An 18683-nucleotide genomic window follows, 5' to 3' on the forward strand; every position below is an offset into this window, starting at 1 on the left:
GATTTGGATTTTAACGGACTCTCTGTAGATCAAGCGCCTCCGATATGGGCGCCTCTTAGATTTTTCTTAACGGCACCTCTCTTTGGAGTTCTTGCCGGTATATTGATGCTTTTTGGCGATGCTAATGTGCTCTCAAGCAGATTTTCACTGGAGTCGATCGCAATTACGCATGCACTGACCATAGGTTTTTTGAGTTTTATTATCTTTGGAGCGCTTACCCAGATGCTTCCTGTTCTGGCTGGAGTTAAAATTGCAAAAGTAAATCTTGTCTCGCTTGTGTCATATCTCTTTTTGCTTTTTGGAACTCTATTTATGATCTTTGGGCTGCTCTTTGAAGCCTCAGTGCTTATGTTTGCTGCTTCCGGACTGCTGGGAGGCGGATTTTTAATACTTATGCTCTCAATGCTTGTAGCTTTTAAGAGCGTCATAAACTTTACTCCAAGCATAAGAGCAATGATTACAAGTTTAATCTTTGCACTCTTTATAGCGCTGATGGGAATCCATCTCTTGGCATCTTACGCAAGCGGCAATTTTCTGCAATCACATCTGCTCTTTGCAAATATTCACAGCGTCTGGGCAGTTTTCGGTTTTGCAGGGATCTTGATAATCGGTGTTGCTTTTCACATACTGCCGATGTTTTACGTGGCGCCAAAATTCAAAAAGTTTTGCAAACAGAGAGTTGTATGGATCATAAGCGCAGGGCTTCTCTTATGGCTCTTTTTAAATCTATTTTTTGAGTCATACGCAGCAGTTGCAAAGATATGGGTCGCTCTTTTTTTCTGGGCTTTTGCTACAACGGTCTATATAAAACTAAATCAGCGACGCCGAAAAGTTAGCGATATTACTATCTGGTACTGGAGAAGCGGGGCGGTTTTTATGACACTTGGTGCTTTTTCATGGGTGCTTAACGACTTTTTTGATTCAGAGTATATTGTAGTGGTTTCAGTGATGATAGGCGGAGGATTTATTATCTCCATAATGTCCGGAATGCTCTATAAAATTGTCCCTTTTTTGGTCTGGTTCCATCTAAACGCAAAAGGGTATATGAGCATTCCTACTATGAATGAGATGATAAGCAAAAAGCTCTCTATTGCTCAGTTTATACTATTTATTGTATCTCTTGTAGGCTTTATAATCTCATTTTTTGTGCCGGAACTATTGGCTCTGTTTGCGCTTACATTTATTTTAAGCATGTTAATATTAGAGTACAATATCGCAGTTGCAGTGTCGGTCTACTTAAAAACTATTAAGACGAAGCCTGATTTTGACATGAGCGCATTTGCTATGAAAGTGGAAAGTTAAAAGTGAAAAATATTATTTTAGTCGGGTTTATGGGTGTCGGCAAAGGCAGCGTTGCCCGCGAGGTTATTAAAATATCTGACTACATATCTATAGATACCGATGATCTTATAGAGAGCATGGAGAACAGAAGCGTCAAGAAGATATTTGAACAGAGCGGTGAGAAGTATTTCAGAGATCTGGAGAAGAGAGTCTCTTTGTGGCTGCAAAACTCCGTAAGCAATACTCTTATATCAACGGGAGGCGGATTTTACAAACAGGATAATCTAAAAGATATAGGTATAGTTGTGTTTTTAAACTCTCCTTTTGATAAAATACTAAAGCGGATAAAAAGTCACCCCAATGCGTCAAAAAAACTTAAAAAAAGACCGCTTTTAAATGACTTGAAAAAGGCAAAAGAGCTCTATAAAGAGAGATTGCCGCAGTATATGGCCGTTGCGGATATTGTGATTGACGTAACCGACAAAAGCGCGTTAGAGTGCGCTAAAGAACTTCTAGAAAAGGTGAAAGAACATGCGTAGAATTTTTATATTTTTGGTGCTTACAGCAGCGATGAATCTCTTTGCAGCGGAGATAAATTGGGCAAAAGATTATCATGAGGGCATTGAAAATGCACAAAAGAGCGATAAGCCGGTACTTTTTGTCTCATCAAGCCACGCATGTAAATATTGTGTGATACTGGATGAAACTACATTTAAAGACGCAAGGGTGGTTGAGAGATTGAACAAAGGGTTTGTCTCGGTGATCTCATACAGTGATGAGAGAGACTATCTGCCGCAGGAACTTTGGAGACCGGGAACCCCTGCCATCTGGTTTTTGATGCCGAGCGGTCAGCCGATGTATGAGCCGCTAATGGGAGCTATGAACGCTGAGAATTTTTTAAAGGCGCTCTCCATCGTCGAAGAAGAGTTTAACAAGGAAAAGAACAAAAAATGATCTTTACAAATTCAAAAAGCAGCAGTTTTAAAGCGGAGTTCAGCGAACTACTTGGGCGCGGCAAGATGGACATAGAGTCGGTCACGGCAATAGTGGGAAACATAATAAGCGAGATAAAGAGCGATAAAAACGAGGCGCTTAAGAGACATATCACAAAGTTCGACAAATGGACTCCGTTAAAAGATGAAGATCTTAAAATATCTACGGAGCTAATGAAAAAAGCATATGACAATATTGATGAGAAATTAAAAAGCTCTCTTCACTTAGCATACGATAGAATAAAAAGCTATCACGAAAAACAGAAGCCGAAATCTTGGTTTGACAGTGAAGCAAACGGTACTATTTTGGGTCAAAAAGTCACTCCAGTCGATAGTGCAGGTCTCTATATCCCAGGAGGCAAAGCGGCATACCCATCTTCCCTTTTAATGAACGTCATCCCTGCTCAGGTAGCGGGAGTCGAAAATATAGTGGTCTGTACACCGACCCCCGATAACGAGCCAAACGAGCTCTTACTTGCGGCGTGCCATCTTTGCGGTGTGAAAGATGTTTACAAAGTAGGCGGAGCAAGTGCGATCGCGGCAATGGCATACGGAACTCAGAGCATACCTAGAGTTGACGTCATTACCGGACCTGGAAATATCTTTGTCGCTACTGCGAAAAAGATGGTCTTTGGAGATGTAAATATAGATATGATCGCAGGACCGAGCGAGATAGGGATATTGGCGGATGATAGCGCGAATGCTTCTCATATGGCAATCGACATGCTCTCTCAGGCCGAGCATGACGAGATGGCGAGTTCAATACTCATAACTCCGTCGCAAAAGTTAGCAGATGAGGTTAAGATTGAGCTAGAGAACTGGTTGAAAAAACTTCCCAGACAAGAGATTGCAAGAGAGTCGATAGAGAATCGTGGGGCAATTATTGTAACAAGTGACATGCAAGAAGCAGTTACTCTTATGAATGAAATAGCACCGGAACATTTAGAAGTTGCGACAACATCTCCTTTTGAGTTGCTTGCAAGTATAAAACACGCGGGTGCAATTTTCTTAGGACACAACACACCGGAGGCAATAGGTGACTATATTGCAGGTCCAAATCATACTCTTCCGACAGGTGGAACAGCAAAATTCTACTCTCCGCTTGGAGTAGAGAACTTTATGAAAAAATCTTCAATTATCTATTTTAGCCAAAAAGCTATAAACGAGATAGGCTCTGAGTGCGCATTAATTGCAAATACAGAAGGATTGACTGCACATGAAGAGTCAGTCAGGGTAAGGCTTAAGAGCTAAAGCACTACCCAGCTTTCTGTTTTTCAAATATTCCCAATAATAGAAAATATTATAAAATTATCACATTTTTATAACTAATTTAAGCTTTATATAGATAGTATACTCGTAGTAAGAACTTCCGTGTTTTTAAAATAAGGGTTTTTTATTCAAAGATTAACTGTAGTTATAAATCTAACATTTGTCTAATAGATTAGGCTAGAAGGAGAATATATGCAATTAGGCTTCCTAGTTGATTTACATCTGTGTATGGGATGTAAAGGGTGTGAAATCGCATGTAAAGTGGAGAATGAAGTTCCGCTTAGTACATGGAGACTTCGTGTTAAATATGTAGATGTGGGAACTTTCCCTGAGACGAAAAGAACATTTACACCGCTTAGATGTAATCATTGTGAAAATGCACCGTGTGAGAGAATATGTCCGGTTAGTGCGCTTCACTATCTGGAAAACGGTATTGTAAATATTGACAAAGAGCGCTGTATAGGTTGTGCAGGCTGTGTTATGGCTTGTCCTTACGGAGCTATCTATATTGACCCTCAGACGCATACGGCAGATAAATGTACATACTGTGCTCACCGTGTTGCTTCAAGTATGATGCCGGCTTGTGTCGTTGCATGTCCTGTTCAGGCAAATATTTTCGGAGACCTTGATGATCCTACTTCAAATATCTCTAAGTATATTCAAGTGCATCAGGGTGGCGTTCAAGTTCGTAAACCTGAAAAGGGAACAAATCCTCATCACTACTACGTAGGCGGTGGAAATGTTACTCTTAATCCTCTTGCTTCAGAGAGAGTTGACGGACACTCGCTCTTTAACAATATTACAACACTTCCGGTAGGAGGAAAACACTAATGGCAATGACACATGAAATTTTAGCAGCAACAAATGCTGTAGTTACATTAGATGCAGCGATTCCCGGGATAGTTTGGCCTTGGCTTGTAACAGTAAATATGTGGGCAAAGAGCATCGGTACAGGTGTGATTTTTATGCTTTTCTTGCTTCTTAGAATGCACCCTGAATCAGTGAAGAACTTAAGACTTCCGACAGCAATAGTAGCATTTTTATTTATTAATATCTTCTTATTGTTTACATTGGCGGACCTTCATCAGCCATTTAGAATGTGGCATATATTTGTTTACTCCAGCTGGTCATCGGCAATTGCTTGGGGTTCATTGATGGCTTCAGCATTTTTGGGTCTTTTAACGCTTCTTGCATTTCTTGCTTATAAGAAAAACAATGAAACATTTGACAAAGTGTTGTTATGGACTACTATTCTTGCGATACCTGTGACACTCTATACGGCTGCTCTTATGGCTCAGTGTACTGCACGTGAACTGTGGCAGATGCCTACAGAGTCGGCTCAAATGATTTTAGCAGCGCTTCTTGCAGGTTCTGCGGCTATGATACTTATAGGCGGAAACAAACTAAGCGCAGAAGCAAAAAACACACTAGGTGTTGTTCTTGGTCTTAGTGCTTTAATGGCATTTATAATCTATATGGCAGAGTATGTGTTTGGTCCGATGAAAGCGGAAGAAATAGCTGCTGTTGTGGGTTATATTCAGGGTGACGGACCATACGCTGTAATGTTCTGGATAGGTCAGTGGATGACTTATATTTTACCAATGCTTTTTGTTCTTTTAAGCAGAGCAGGCAAAAGTGACAGTATTTTAAAACTGGCAGCTATTTTAGCGCTGGTAGGTCTTGCTATAGTTAAGCATGTATGGCTGATTATTCCACAATTATTACCAATGAGTTAGGGAGAGATTTTAATGTATTTAGAAAGTAGAAGAACATTTTTAAAAGGTGCCGCGTTTACAGTAGCCGGTGCTTCAATTGTAAAAGGCGTGTTCACGGCCGATGCTATTGCTGACTCAGTTAGTGACAGCAAGTTTACCAACACTCCGGACTCTTTATCATTTTATCCTCCTATGAGCGAATGGGATGATTTTAAAGAGTTAGACGGAGATGATTGGAAAAGAGGCGGTATAGATCGCCATGGTGTAAGAAGTGCTTCAAATCCTGAAGGTATAGAAGTAAACGACTATATGATCGTTCCATCTGCATGTTCAAACTGTGAAGCATCTTGTGGTCTGACTGCATGGATTGACAAGAAGACTTTCACAGTTAAAAAGTATATGGGTAACCCTCTGCACCCGGCATCTCGCGGACGTAACTGTGCGAAAGGGTATGCTGCTCAGTCTCAGATGTATGATCCGGATCGTATAGCATTCCCTCTAAAGCGTGCTCCTGGTTCTGCTCGCGGTGAAGGTAAGTGGATCCGTACTACTTGGGATGAGGCGATGACTACTATCGGTAAGAAGATGCATGATGCTATCGCAGTAGGTGATGAGCTCTCTAAAAAATCATGTATGTTCCACGTCGGTCGCCCGAATGAGAACGGATTTACCGGTCAGGTATGGTCTACAATAGGTCAAGACTGTTTTAACTCGCACACAAACATCTGTTCTTCAGGTGGACGTACGCCTACTATCCAGTGGGCGAATGATGACAGAACTTCTCCGGATTGGGCAAATGCGAAACTTATTTTCCTTAACTCTTCGCATGCGGCTGATGCAGGTCACTACTTTCAGCAGTCGGCATCATTTATTGCAGATGCTAGAGCTAAGGGTGCGAAGATGGTCGTTATGGATCCTCGTCTCTCTAACTCAGCAGGTATGGCTGATCTTTGGATCGCTGCATGGCCTGGAACAGAGCCAGTTATCTATCTATACCTTGCTCAAAGAATGTTAAGCGAAGGTAAAGTAGATAAAGATTTTGTTAGAAGATGGTTAAATTGGGAAGTTTTCTTAGATAACAAAAAATATTTAGAATTTATGGTAAGCAAAGGGTATATCTCTAAAGTTCCATCTGGTGACGATTTCGATACATTCTTGGATGTATTAAAAGAGCTTTACTCTCCATTTACACTAGATTATGCGGTTAAAGAGACACACGTTCCTGCTTATAAGCTAGAAAAACTTTACGATATGTTTATCTGGGCCGGAACAGCTATATCTTCATATTTCTGGAGAGCAACAGCTGCAGGAAACCGCGGTGGATGGATGAGCGGTCGTACAGGCTATCTTTCACTTGCTCTTCGCGGTGCCATCGGACCTGAGGGTGGTACATTCTTTCACCACTGGCATGTTATCTCTGTCGGTGGAAAAGGCGGAAGCGCAACAGTAGGTCAAGGTAAACGTGGTTCTGATGTTCCAAAAATTGATGTCTATAATGAGCTTTCGTGGCCGCCTGAATGGCCATTGTCAACTTATGAGTTATCTTACCTTCTTCCACACCTTCTTGCAGATAAGAAGTGGCAGAAGAAATGGATAGACAGAGGTCTGAATGTTCCTCAAAAACTTGCAGTTTGGATTCCTCGTATGTACAATCCTGTATGGATCAATCCGGATGGATTCAGATGGATAGATACAATAAAAGATGAGTCTAAAATGGAACTTACTATGAACCTCTCTCCTGTATGGTCAGAGACTAACTGGTATGTAGATTATATTCTGCCTGTTGGACTTGCGGGTGAGAGACACGATCAGCACTCTGAAGCTACAATGCCTGCTCGCTGGACATCTTTCCGTCAGCCTGTTATGAGAGTAGCACTGGAGAAAGCTGGTTGGAAGCCTAAAAACCCTAACCGCGCTACATTAGAGGCTCACATAAAAGCTGGTCTTGGAGAAGTTTGGGAAGAGAATGAGTTCTGGTTTGATATGTGTGTTAACTACATAGATCCAAAAGGCGAGCTCTATTTAGATGAGTCAAAAACTAAAACTATCAAATCTATGTGGGAGTCTAAAAAGAACCCAGGCAAGCCTGTTACTATCGCTGAGTGGTATGATGCGGCATTTGGTGACAATCTGCCGAATCTTAAAGCGACTGCTACGTCTGATGATAGATACAAAAACTCTGAATACCCTGTATATGAGTATATGAGAGATCACGGTGCATGGATGGAAGAGAACAATATCTATTCAGCACAAGAGCGTGAAATAGTTGATGATGGCCAAAACTATATCTCTCACGGACATAAATACAGCAAAAAAGATGTAACTATAGATAAGAGAACAGGTGTTATGACTGCTAAGAGCCACGGTAAAGAGAAAGCTATCGGTATTGTCGTTGACGGCAAAAAGATGGAAGGTTTTGCAACGCTCGACAAGAAGCTTGACTTCTTCTGTGAATGGCTTGCTGAAGATTGGAAATGGCCGGAGTATGCTATTCCGTTCTACCCAAGAAACGAGAAAGAGAAAAAAGAGATGGAGCATATAGTATCGCATGTAAACCACTCTTATATGACTGAGAAGAACTCTTATGCTCTAAACACTGTATTTAGATTGCCATATAACATTCATACGCGTTCTGCGAACTCTAAGCACTTGATGGAGATCTCACAGAACCACGATCCGATCTGGATATCTACAGGAGATGCAGCTCGTCAAGGATTCAAGCGCGGTGATGCAATTCGTGTAAAAATTGTTGACAGTGTTACTGGCTTAGAGTCTGGCTACTTTGTAGCTATGGCAGTTCCAACAGAGGGTGTTCTACCTGGTACGCTTGCTTGTTCACACCACGGCGGAAGATGGAAGCTTGTAAACTCCGTGAGCATTCCTAACGGTGTAACGGACGGAAAAGTTGATTCTCAGCCGGTTGCAAGAAATATGAACGATCCTAAGTTTATGGCTCACTCACCTGAAAATGCGGGTAGAGAAGGCGGACAGATCAAGATAGAAGATTATAACGGAGAGGGCGGTATAAACAGCTTCGGTGTTCCTACTGCAGAACTTCAAATGGATGGCAAAGAGGGTAAACTCAAGTATGTTGACGGTATCAAACCTTTCCATGCAAACAGATTTGCAGACTACAATAAAGATAGTGGAAATATATGGTGGGACGGTCTTAGCGGTTCATGGCAAAATGCCGTTGCTGCTCCGCACCCTGACCCGATCTCAGGTATGCACTGCTGGCACCAAAAGGTAATCTTAGAGCCTGCACAAGCCGGCGATAAGATAGGTGATATCTTTGTAAACTATGACAACAACTTCAAAGTTTATGAGGGTTGGAGAGATCAGTTGACTCGTGGATTGGATGAGAACTCTACGCTTCGTCGTCCAGAGCACATTAAGCGTCCTTGGGTACCTCTGTCTCATAAAGCATATGTTGTTAAAATCAGCAAGTAAATAACTCTATAAAGCCTCTTTAGAGGCTTTATAATACACTCTCTTTATTCTTTAAGTAAAAATATCAAGCTGACAAAACTTTATAGCCCTGCCAGCCACATCCTTACCCATAATCCAAATGTAGTCGTATAACCCACTTCGCTAAAGAGCTCATTGCCGTCTTTGTCGTAGATAATGGTAGTAGGAAATACAGAGACCGAGTATCTCCCAGTTATCTCCCCGTTGCCGTCATTTACTGTTTTAAATGTAAGCTCGCGGCTTTTTAAGTACTCTTCTATCTCTTCATCGCTGCCAGATTTAAGAGCGATTGTTAAGACGTTGAAACTCTTTGATATTCTCTGTATATTTTGAGCTTCTGCTTTGCAGGTAGGGCACCAAGAGGCCCAGAAGTGAAGTAGTATGGGTTCATTGTTTGGCACTTTGTATATGCTGCCATCTAGAAGAGTTGCCTCTTTGAGGTTGATGGGCTCTTTGTTTAAACTGCTGCTTCTGTAGAAGCTTAGTATGTTGGCAAATATTGCCATCACAACAATAAAAAGAAGAGCCTCCTTTAGATATTTTATAAGTTTATGCTTTGTTAAGTCCATACAAAACAGCTCTGTTAAAGCATAATCCCTCTTATGGTAAAAAATAACATGCCGGCAAGAACAGCAGTAGCAGGTACTGTAATAAGCCATGCGGCAACGATCTTCTTGATCGCGTCTCTTCTTACGTATTGTATCTTTTTAGCTTTTTTGATGCTCTTTTTAGTTGATTTTATTATCTTTTTCTCATTAGCTATGAGTTTATAGAGCTCTGCGATTCTTGTATAATCACCCTGAGACTTCTCCTCTTTTTGTTCAAGTGCTTTTAATTCATGCTCATAAGCGCTCTTGGTCAGTTTCTCATCCTCAATAGCTAGTATATCATCCTCTATAGTATGATTCTTTTCATCTTTTGCGTAGAGCCACTCTCTTAAGAAACCGACACCAAAGACACCACCTATAGCTATATGCGTGGAGCTTACAGGCAAGCCCAGCTGAGAAGCTATAATAACGGTTATAGAAGCAGCCATCGCAATTGAGAAAGCTCTCATCTGATCAAGGTCTGTGATCTCGGTTCCTACAGTCTTGATAAGGCCAGGTCCATAAAGAGCCAAGCCAAGAGAGATTCCCAATGCACCGACAGCCATAACCCAAAGTGGGATAGAAGCGGCTGATGACACACCTCCGTTAACAACTGCATCGTTAATCGCCGCTAACGGCCCAATTGCGTTTGCAACATCGTTCGCACCGTGAGCAAAACTAAGAAGTGCAGCTGCAAAAATAAGTGGAATGGTAAATAGTGTATTTACAGACTCTCTAGAGTTTTGAAGAGCGGTGGTATTTGAGCCGACTCTTTTTTTAACAAACATATATACGAACACGGCTATTATCAAACCTATGATAAATGCAGTCGCGAATGACGGCTTTTTTGTGATCTCCAGTGATATTAGAGGCAGTGCATTTAAAAGCTCCAGTATCTTCGGCCAGATGTGTTTAACACCCTTGAGTATAAGATACGTGACAAAAGCCCACGACATAATTGCAACAAAGATGGGAACATATCTTTTAGCAGCTTCGATCTTGTCATCTTTAAAGACTATCGATTTTTTGATCGCAAAAAGGAACGTTGCAGCGATGACGCCGCCCAAAACAGGAGATATAATCCATGATGCAACTATGCCTCCCATGGTTCCCCAGTTTACTATGCCAACTCCCGCAGCTGCAATTCCGGCACCCATTACACCACCGACAATTGAGTGAGTCGTAGATACAGGAGCTTTCATCATAGTTGCAAAATTAAGCCATAGTGCAGCTGCCAGAAGAGCCGCCATCATAGCCCATATAAAAGGATCAGGGTTTCCGCCAAAAGCCGTGATATCTATAATTCCGTTTTTGATAGTCTTAACAACGTCGCCGCCGGCGATAAGTGCGCCTGCAGCTTCGAAAACAGCAGCGATAATAATGGCAGTAGTAAGAGTAAGCGCTTTTGCTCCAACGGCAGGGCTTACATTATTGGCAACATCATTCGCACCTATGTTCATAGCCATATAAGCACCGATAAGGGCTGCTACAGCAAGAAAGAGGTTATTTGAGACTCCGCCGTTGCTTAAAAAACTAAATGTCAAAACACCTATCATGAAAAATAGGGCAAAACCTAGTCTTGTGAAATCTGTCGCACTCTTTTTGAGTGCCTGCTTTTGAATTTTATCGACAGTACGAATTTCCATTAAATACCTTTTTATTGATGGTGCAATTATATTGTAAAATTAATTATAGAATAATTACACACTATTACTTAACAGAAAAAATGACACCGCCTATTTGATGTATGCCTTAAAGATCTTCTGCTCCTCTATCGGTCTGTCACCGCCGGCTCTTCCAGTGGTCGCAACGCTTTGAAGTCTGTCAATTACAGCCATTGATTGTGCGGTAGCTTGACCGAATATGGTATGTCTTCCGTTTAACCATGGAGCAGGAGCCGTTGTTATAAAGAACTGGCTGCCGTTTGTGTGAGGACCTCTGTTTGCCATAGCCAAAATGCCGGCTCTGTCAAACATTTTATTTGTAAACTCATCTTTGAAGTCCTCCTTCCAGATGCTCTCGCCGCCTCTGCCTGTTCCTGTCGGATCGCCGCCTTGAATCATAAAGTCTCTGATAATACGATGAAAAACGACACCGTCATAATAGCCGTTTTTTACATGTGTTAAAAAATTCTCAACTGCAAGAGGTGCGATATCAGGGAAGAGTCTAAGCTCTATACTCCCCTGCGTCGTCTCCAGAACAACATGCGGCTCACTGTTTTGGGCACTAAGATTTACAGAAAAAAACATAAGTAGAATAAGTAGAATTTTTTTCATTCTATCTCCTTTGTATGATAATTATATTGTATCTATTTTTATTGAATTTAAAAAGACTTTATGAGGTTTGTTTAGAGATTGATTATATAGAGTGTTTAAGTAGCAAGGATTATATTTTAGAAGAGTTTTGCCGCAAAATGAATTTGCGGCAAATAGAGGTCTTATTTACCAGCAGCAACGCGGTCTTTAAGACCTTTGCCAGCTTTAAATTTAGGAACCATCTTGTCTTTAGTAGTATAAGTCTTGCTTGTACCAGGAACTTTACCACTTTTTCCTTTTTGTAGTGAAGCACTAAAACTTCCGAACCCTACAAGAGAAACATCTTCTTTTTTTACTAATGCAGACGCTACTGCATCTGTAAATGCTCTGATAGCTGCTTCAGCTTCAACTTTAGTTTTGTAATTACCGCTTGCTTGCACTAGTTCAACGAATTGAGCTTTATTCATAAATCTACCCTTGAATTTATAAAGATTTTCCGAAACTACGCATCTTTAAAAGATGATTTTAAAGTTACGCAATTCAGCTACAGACACTTTATAGTTTATTTGCTTAAAGATTTCTTCTTTTTATCTAAAAATGATAAAAAATGTGAACTTTTTCTCTTTTTTAGTCCAAATTTTGCACGTTTGAGTAGTTTTGAGAGGACACTGCTGATCTCATCAGCTATAATAAAAGACGATAATTCTTTTAGTTTTTTATATTTATTATTGCCTGTATGTATAGATAAAAATACATCTTCTAAAGCATCTTTTTCTTGTTTTGTCAGTGTACTCATAATCTCAATCCTTAAGTTTGTTTATTTTTCTTACAGCTCTAATGATCTCATCGTCTTCTAGTCTGCCTAACATCTCCATCACAGTAATAGCAGCTTGAGGCTTGGCACGTCCCAGCTTCCAATCCTGATATGTACGCATAGATATCCCTAATGAATCAGCCATATCTTTAAGAGATATTTTCTTTCCATTGTTTTGAGACTCTAGTGAGTTATGAAGAATATTAAACAGGTCATTAATTTGCATAAGAGATTGTACGGAATAAATACTTAAATATACATTTAATTATAAATAAAATACATTAATCATTATATAATATGATAATTAACATATATTATATAATAATAAATATATATTTTATTATATAAATATTATATTTTATACGGAATACCGTGTTATAATTGTATTGAAAAATCTTCTATATGTTATGAAAACAATAAGAAATTAAAAGATTGAAAAAGTGGGGGCAGAAGAGAGGTTTTAGAAATTTACTTTTCTATTAGAATCTTCTTCTGTGTTGGGTGCAGAGTGATATAGTCGCCAGATTCAACTAAATAGAACGGCTCATAAGCCGCTTCATCCGTTTTATAGGTAAGTTCTTCGCCGTCTGCAAATGTGAAAGTGATGGTGTTAAGACCCCTAAATGGTTCTTGTACGCTTATTTTTGCATGTTTAACGCAGTTGATTATTTTTTCTTGCTCTGTTTTTAGCTCATTTATCTGCTCTTTTAAAACAGGGACATCTGAAGGGGTGTGTCTTAGAGCTCCCTCAAGTTTATACTTTAACTCTTCCATCTCCTGAGCTAAGAAGTTGTATTTGCTGTTTAGTGTCGGGATGTCTTTGTAGCTGATTTTAAAGAGATTGTCCTCTCCGCTTACACGCTTTATGGTTATTGAGTTGGATGCATATACTTTTAGATTACTTTTAACGTTTTGTATAGTTACGTTTTCTGCATAGACCGTACCGCCAAGAGAGTTCTCTATCTCAACGTTTGTCGCGTGAACTTCACCGCCTTCTAAAAGGGTTATTTTAGCGCTATGGCATCTAAGTCTGCCTTTGTGTCTGTTTATTGTGGCAAACTTTGCCTCTTGGCTGGAGTCTTTGTGCGTTGCGCCGTCTATGGTAAGATTAACTGCTCTCAGAGTCGATTTTGCTCCGACATGGCCATTTATATGTATCGTCTCCGAGGTAAGCTCAACTCCCTCTCCAAGACTGTCCAATGATGTGTCGTTTTGAGATATTATTACCTCTATGTTGTTGGCTTCATCTTTTGCTACGGAGTCCTGAACACGTGATAGATGTTCCATTTTAATCTTGTTGTCGACATAGAAGTTGTTTTCATCAAAGTGAACATAGCCTTTTAGTCTGCTTTTATAGATCTTTTTATCTTCGTTCTCTACGATCTCAATGCTTTTCTTATCAACGTGACACTTCAGGTCTTCACTGTTTTTTAAATAGTCGTTATTGACGATCTCCCCGAAGGCATTTAGCCCGTTTTTGCCAAAAACAGGTTTTATAAAATCAACTAAGACCTCGCCTTCGTCGACCTCTATCACCTGATGGTTCGTCTCTTTTTGTAAAAAACGCATGACAAGCTTGCTGTTTCTTCTTACCTCCGGTTCAACTCCGTTAAAGAGAGGAATTTTTATTTTTTTGACGAATTTGCCGCCATAGAGATACTTTACAAAGGCTTTTAGCTTCTCTTTCATCTGCGTATCAAAGATATTTATGAGGATTCCGTTTAGGGCTTTTATGTTGTTAAGCTCTTTTAAAAGCAGCAGATATATCTCTTTTGGCTTATATTTTTTATAGGGAATATCAGATTCGGGATGAAGTATTATCGCAGGAGAGACATTGTTGTCGGAGAAGTTAATGCTGTAGTTGAGTTTAACTATCTTTTTTGGGGTCTCTTTTACAGTAATGGTATATATCTGCCTGATCCTGACATGTTCGTTTATAAGCTTGTCGTGATCTTTATAGTAGTCGTGTATATCTTCGTTATAGAGCACAAAGGTGTCTTCCGCAACAGTTTTTATATAGGTCTCTACACCGTTTATGTTAAATGAGAACTCAAGTGGCGAGCGATCATTTTCTGAAGCGAACTTCTCTATAGTGGCACTGATATTTTTAGTTTTAAATTTTTTAGTAAGCAAGCAGATCACTATAGTCGTATTTTGAAAAATCGAGGTAGAGCTTTCCGTCTTTGTGTATTACTCTCACATCGTTGTCATAAGCATCCAGAAATCTTCTTTTTATCGCTTTTTTTTGTGATGATTTGAGGTCCAAGCGTTTTAGATACTCTTTTAACTCTACTATTTCAAGGTTGCCCGGAGGCACTATCTTGTTATGATGGTTAAAGCTCTCTACCTCATGTATGGTAGTAGCTTCCTGTTCAAACTTCATCTTCTTGTTCACAAGTTCCAAGATATTTTTTAACTGCTCGTCTTTTGAGCTGTATATCTGCTCTATCTTGTCTCTCTCGGCGCGGAGCATCTGCTCTTTGTCATCTATGAGCTTGTCTATTTTTGCTTCAAGCTGAACTATTTTGTTTTTTAGAAAGTTATTCTCTTTTTGGTAGAGTGCCAAAACGGTCGCCACTGTTGTTTTAGGCTTTATTATCTGCGTCTCTTCGCTTGGAGCGCTCTTTTGTTCTTCGTTTATCTCTTCTCTTTTGTCTCTCTCAAGCGAGCTTCTTGTCACGATGATATACGTTTTGCCCTCTTCAATAATATAGTTTAATTTTTTTGCTCTAATCTTCGAGTTTACCATCTCTTTAGACATCTTAAAATATTTGCAATATTCATCTACCGTTAGTCTCATTTGAAATCCCGATTATTTTTTCGGATATTTTAGCATAATAATGGTTTTATGAAAGTTATTTTAAATGAAGACTATAATACAATTAGGCAAAAAATTTATCAAAAAAGAGTTTAATAATGGGTGTTTTAGATATTGTAAAGCCGGGTGTACTATTTGGCGACGATGTGCAAAAAGTTTATCAATATGCTAAGGAGAACGGTTTTGCCATTCCTGCAATAAATGTTGTCGGAACTGATTCTATAAACGGTGTTTTAGAAGCTGCTGCCAAAGTAAAATCTCCCGTGATCATTCAATTCAGTAACGGCGGGGCTTCATACTATGCAGGCAAAGGGTTAAGCAACGAGGGAGAAAAAGCGGCAATTGCTGGTGCGGTCTCTGGTGCGATCCATGTTCATATGATGGCAGAAGCCTACGGTATCCCAGTGATCTTGCATACTGATCATGCCGCAAAAAAGCTTCTTCCATGGATAGATGCTCTTCTTGACGCAGGAGAGAGCCACTACAAAAGCAACGGTAAACCTCTCTACTCTTCTCATATGCTCGATCTCTCAGAAGAGAGCTTGGAAGAGAATGTGGCAATTTGTAAAAAGTATCTGCAAAGAATGAGCAAGATCGGTATGAGCATCGAGATAGAGCTTGGAGTTACAGGCGGAGAAGAGGATGGAGTAGATAACTCAAATATCGACAACTCTCTGCTTTATACACAGCCTGAAGATGTGGCGTTTGCATATAAGGAGCTGAGTGAAGTTTCGCCTAATTTTACGATAGCAGCATCATTCGGTAATGTTCACGGTGTCTATAAGCCAGGAAATGTTGTTTTGACCCCAAAGATATTAGACAACTCCCAAAAGTATATTGAGGAGAAGTTCGGTACTAAAGAGAAGCCGGTTAACTTTGTTTTTCATGGCGGTTCAGGCTCAACGCTTGAAGAGATTCGCGAAGCGATAAGCTATGGCGTTATAAAGATGAACATCGATACAGACACACAGTGGGCTACTTGGATAGGCGTTAAAGATTATTACGAGAAAAACAGGGATTATCTCCAAGGGCAGATCGGAAACCCTGAGGGCGAAGATAAGCCGAACAAGAACTATTACGACCCTAGAAAATGGCTCAGAGCAGGTCAGTTGACTCTTGTGCAAAGAGTCGAGAGCGCATTTTCAGACCTAAATGCCATAGGTAAAAACTAATAAAAAACAGTCAGTTTTAGCTCTCTTTATAAATATCCTCTATACTCTTTAGATGCGGATTTTGTAAAAAATATGAAGAGAGCTCTCTGTTTAGCCTGTTTTCATTAAATCTCCAAAACTTCTCTTTATCAAACTCCTCATCTGATATCATCAAACTGAAAAGTTTTTTGCTGTCAATATCTCCGCCGTTTTTCTTTATGACCTTTATCATTAGGTTATGCAGCTCTTCTTGCGCCTCTTTGGTCATATCGTCATCTTCAAGCTGCTTGTTGGGCAAAAATGCATATATCTTCCAGAAGCTGATCGCAAAAAAGAGTATAAAAAATATCATCATAAGATGAGAAGTCTCTATCTCCATCCATCTGCCTTTAGTTTTTTACAGATTATATGGTTTGTATCATAATATTTTGGTTAAAATTTCAGCCTAGGAAATTAAAATGAATGATAAAGTATTTACAAAACCGATAAAAAAACAGTTTGAGTTCGATGAAGAGGTCGCTGCAGTCTTTGATGATATGCTTCAAAGAAGTGTGCCTTTTTATAAAGAGTCTCAGAAGATCACGGAGTTTTTTGCCCTAAAACAGTTAGAAGAGGGCGGAGTTGCTTATGATCTGGGATGCTCGACCGCAACACTTCTTATAAACATAAGCAGAAAACTAAAAAAAAGCGCGACTCTAATCGGGCTTGACAACTCAGAAGCGATGCTTGAACAGGCCAGAAAGAAGTGTGAAGCATTCAGGGCTGACATTGAGCTTGCAAACGCAGATATACTTGAGTATGAGTACAAAGAGGCAGAGCTGTTCATCAGCAACTATACGCTGCAGTTTATACGCCCGCTGATTCGTGAAGAGCTTGTCAAGAAGATATCCGCTTCACTAAAAAAAGGCGGGATTTTTATATTTAGCGAAAAGGTAATAAGCCATCACCCAAAACTGAATAAAGATCTGATCGAGTGCTATTATGATTTTAAAAAAGAGCAGGGCTACTCAGAGTATGAGATAATGCAAAAGAGAGAAGCGCTTGAAAATGTTCTGGTGCCTTACAGTGAGGATGAAAATATCAAAATGGCAAAAAACTGCGGTTTCTCGCATTGTGAGGTGGTATTTCGCTGGGCAAATTTTGCAACTTTCATAGCTATAAAATAAAAATACTGCACATTTTGTCGTTGATTTGTTTCAATTTACCATAGTAAATCTTCAACAAGTCGCCTAAAACTGTTTTGTATTTTCCATTTACATTTCATTATTATGCGAAGTGAACGATTCTGCAAGGGAAGGGTCAAATCTAGCAGTGCTAGATTTGGGGTACCCACCGTGAAGCCTTAGTGAGCGAGCATGGTTATGAAAGGACTCTTTTACAGAAACCAATTTACCAGACATTCCCTTTTGGCTTCTCTTCTTCGGTTCCGACGACATAGTCGATGGCTTCATCCGCTTTCTTCTCAAGTTCTTTATAAGTTACTATATCATCTTTGCCGCACTCTTTGTGGTAGTATCCCTGAACGTCATAATACTCCTCGCAGTCGCTGTAGTATTTGAGTGACACGCCGTGCTTATTGACACACCCGGAGAAGATAAATAGTGCTGATATTGTGAGTAAATATTTTGTCATAGCTCTTTTCAAGCAAAAATTAATCCATATTTAGACTAAACTTTGAAACTCTCTTTTGTTTTGCAGTACTGCGTTAAAAAGCACTCGTCGCATTTGGGGTTTTTTGCCTTGCAGATGTAGCGTCCAAAAAGCACCATTCCCTGGTGAAGCGTGCGCAGATCGGTCTTAAACTTTTTTACAAGGGTCGCTTCTGTCTTTATTGCCGTATTGTCATCGCTTAGACCAAGCCTGTGGGAGACTCTAAAGACGTGTGTATCAACCGCCATCAGATTTGCGCCTGTGTACTCTATCATAACGACGTTTGCCGTCTTTTGCCCAACTCCTGCAAGCGTTACTAGTTCCTTCTCATCCATCGGGATCTCACCGCCGTAAGCCTCTTCGACCCTTTTTGCCATCTCTATGATGTTTTTGGCTTTGTTGTTGAAAAATGAACAACTGTTAATGATGGATTTTACATCTTCTATGTCAGCTTTTGCCAATGCTGATGGAGTCGGATATTTTGCAAACAGAGCTGGAGTGATAAGATTTACCCTGACATCCGTACATTGCGCAGAGAGTGCGACCGCGACTACGAGTTCGTAAGCGTTTTTGTAGTTTAGTTCGGTCACCGCATCGCTGTATTTTTCTATAAAAAGGTCGTGAATCTCTTTTATTTCTTTTTTTGTGGCTTTTTTCATGGCGTAATTATATACAAAATGCGC

20 protein-coding genes are annotated in these 18683 nt (G+C 40.0%); 9 read left to right on the forward strand and 11 right to left on the reverse strand.

From position 1 onward, the window contains the following. Nucleotides 1-3: 3 nt before the first annotated feature. The 7 genes from RBR61_RS05200 to RBR61_RS05230 all read left to right on the forward strand — a co-directional run bounded on the left by RBR61_RS05200 (nucleotide 4) and on the right by RBR61_RS05230 (nucleotide 8707). On the forward strand, nucleotides 4-1302 hold the full coding sequence (locus tag RBR61_RS05200; protein ID WP_320342563.1) for a hypothetical protein: 1299 nt from the start codon (nucleotides 4-6) through the stop codon (nucleotides 1300-1302). Nucleotides 1303-1304: 2 nt separating this feature from the next. Further along, nucleotides 1305-1820 carry a shikimate kinase gene (locus RBR61_RS05205; protein WP_320342565.1) on the forward strand — a complete coding sequence of 172 codons (516 nt, stop codon included), beginning with the start codon at nucleotides 1305-1307 and terminating at the stop codon, nucleotides 1818-1820. Beyond that, complete coding sequence (locus RBR61_RS05210; protein ID WP_320342566.1) at nucleotides 1813-2235, forward strand: DUF255 domain-containing protein; 423 nt, start codon at nucleotides 1813-1815, stop codon at nucleotides 2233-2235. The genes RBR61_RS05205 and RBR61_RS05210 overlap by 8 nt, the downstream gene beginning before the upstream one ends. Next, complete coding sequence (hisD, locus tag RBR61_RS05215) at nucleotides 2232-3524, forward strand: histidinol dehydrogenase (protein WP_320342567.1); 1293 nt, start codon at nucleotides 2232-2234, stop codon at nucleotides 3522-3524. The genes RBR61_RS05210 and hisD overlap by 4 nt, the downstream gene beginning before the upstream one ends. A 210-nt stretch (nucleotides 3525-3734) precedes the next feature. After that, a complete protein-coding gene (locus tag RBR61_RS05220; RefSeq protein WP_320342568.1) occupies nucleotides 3735-4373 on the forward strand; it encodes a 4Fe-4S dicluster domain-containing protein in 639 nt (212 codons plus the stop codon). Further along, nucleotides 4373-5278, forward strand: coding sequence for an NrfD/PsrC family molybdoenzyme membrane anchor subunit (gene nrfD, locus RBR61_RS05225; protein WP_320342569.1), 906 nt, complete (start codon nucleotides 4373-4375; stop codon nucleotides 5276-5278). Before RBR61_RS05220 ends, nrfD begins: the two co-directional genes overlap by 1 nt. A 12-nt stretch (nucleotides 5279-5290) precedes the next feature. Then, a complete protein-coding gene (locus RBR61_RS05230) occupies nucleotides 5291-8707 on the forward strand; it encodes a molybdopterin-dependent oxidoreductase (RefSeq protein WP_320342570.1) in 3417 nt (1138 codons plus the stop codon). A gap of 80 nt (nucleotides 8708-8787) precedes the next feature. On the opposite strand, the gene RBR61_RS05235 is transcribed toward RBR61_RS05230, so the two are convergent. The 8 genes from RBR61_RS05235 to RBR61_RS05270 all read right to left on the reverse strand — a co-directional run bounded on the left by RBR61_RS05235 (nucleotide 8788) and on the right by RBR61_RS05270 (nucleotide 15181). Further along, entirely contained in the window at nucleotides 8788-9294 is a 507-nt protein-coding gene (locus tag RBR61_RS05235; protein WP_320342572.1) for a protein disulfide oxidoreductase, read from the reverse strand. Nucleotides 9295-9308: 14 nt separating this feature from the next. After that, nucleotides 9309-10958, reverse strand: coding sequence for an anion permease (locus tag RBR61_RS05240; protein WP_320342574.1), 1650 nt, complete (start codon nucleotides 10956-10958; stop codon nucleotides 9309-9311). Nucleotides 10959-11048: 90 nt separating this feature from the next. Next, entirely contained in the window at nucleotides 11049-11588 is a 540-nt protein-coding gene (locus RBR61_RS05245) for a peptidylprolyl isomerase (protein WP_320342575.1), read from the reverse strand. A gap of 161 nt (nucleotides 11589-11749) precedes the next feature. Beyond that, nucleotides 11750-12034 (reverse strand): HU family DNA-binding protein, encoded by a 285-nt coding sequence (locus RBR61_RS05250; protein ID WP_137015307.1) that lies wholly within the window; start codon nucleotides 12032-12034, stop codon nucleotides 11750-11752. Nucleotides 12035-12129: 95 nt separating this feature from the next. Continuing rightward, nucleotides 12130-12363, reverse strand: coding sequence for a hypothetical protein (locus tag RBR61_RS05255; RefSeq protein WP_137015309.1), 234 nt, complete (start codon nucleotides 12361-12363; stop codon nucleotides 12130-12132). 4 nt (nucleotides 12364-12367) lie between these two features. Further along, nucleotides 12368-12607, reverse strand: coding sequence for an XRE family transcriptional regulator (locus RBR61_RS05260; protein WP_320342577.1), 240 nt, complete (start codon nucleotides 12605-12607; stop codon nucleotides 12368-12370). 242 nt (nucleotides 12608-12849) lie between these two features. Then, complete coding sequence (locus tag RBR61_RS05265) at nucleotides 12850-14523, reverse strand: flagellar assembly protein A (RefSeq protein ID WP_320342579.1); 1674 nt, start codon at nucleotides 14521-14523, stop codon at nucleotides 12850-12852. Continuing rightward, nucleotides 14504-15181 carry a hypothetical protein gene (locus RBR61_RS05270; protein WP_320342580.1) on the reverse strand — a complete coding sequence of 226 codons (678 nt, stop codon included), beginning with the start codon at nucleotides 15179-15181 and terminating at the stop codon, nucleotides 14504-14506. Before RBR61_RS05270 ends, RBR61_RS05265 begins: the two co-directional genes overlap by 20 nt. Before the next feature lie 116 nt (nucleotides 15182-15297). Here RBR61_RS05270 and fbaA point away from each other — a divergent pair, with 116 nt between their 5' ends. Beyond that, nucleotides 15298-16371 (forward strand): class II fructose-bisphosphate aldolase, encoded by a 1074-nt coding sequence (gene fbaA / locus RBR61_RS05275; RefSeq protein ID WP_320342582.1) that lies wholly within the window; start codon nucleotides 15298-15300, stop codon nucleotides 16369-16371. 16 nt (nucleotides 16372-16387) lie between these two features. Here fbaA and RBR61_RS05280 read toward each other — a convergent pair whose 3' ends face one another. Next, nucleotides 16388-16729: a hypothetical protein gene (locus tag RBR61_RS05280; RefSeq protein WP_320342584.1), complete on the reverse strand. Its 342-nt coding sequence runs from the start codon at nucleotides 16727-16729 to the stop codon at nucleotides 16388-16390. 79 nt (nucleotides 16730-16808) lie between these two features. Here RBR61_RS05280 and cmoA point away from each other — a divergent pair, with 79 nt between their 5' ends. After that, entirely contained in the window at nucleotides 16809-17516 is a 708-nt protein-coding gene (cmoA, locus tag RBR61_RS05285) for a carboxy-S-adenosyl-L-methionine synthase CmoA (protein ID WP_320342586.1), read from the forward strand. A 223-nt stretch (nucleotides 17517-17739) separates the two neighbouring features. Here cmoA and RBR61_RS05290 read toward each other — a convergent pair whose 3' ends face one another. After that, a complete protein-coding gene (locus tag RBR61_RS05290; protein ID WP_320342658.1) occupies nucleotides 17740-17916 on the reverse strand; it encodes a hypothetical protein in 177 nt (58 codons plus the stop codon). A gap of 101 nt (nucleotides 17917-18017) precedes the next feature. Then, nucleotides 18018-18659, reverse strand: a complete 642-nt coding sequence (gene nth / locus RBR61_RS05295) for an endonuclease III (protein WP_320342587.1) — start codon at nucleotides 18657-18659, stop codon at nucleotides 18018-18020. Between the last annotated feature and the right edge of the window lie 24 nt (nucleotides 18660-18683).

This window comes from Sulfurimonas sp. (assembly GCF_034005705.1).
Classification (GTDB): Bacteria; Campylobacterota; Campylobacteria; order Campylobacterales; family Sulfurimonadaceae; genus Sulfurimonas.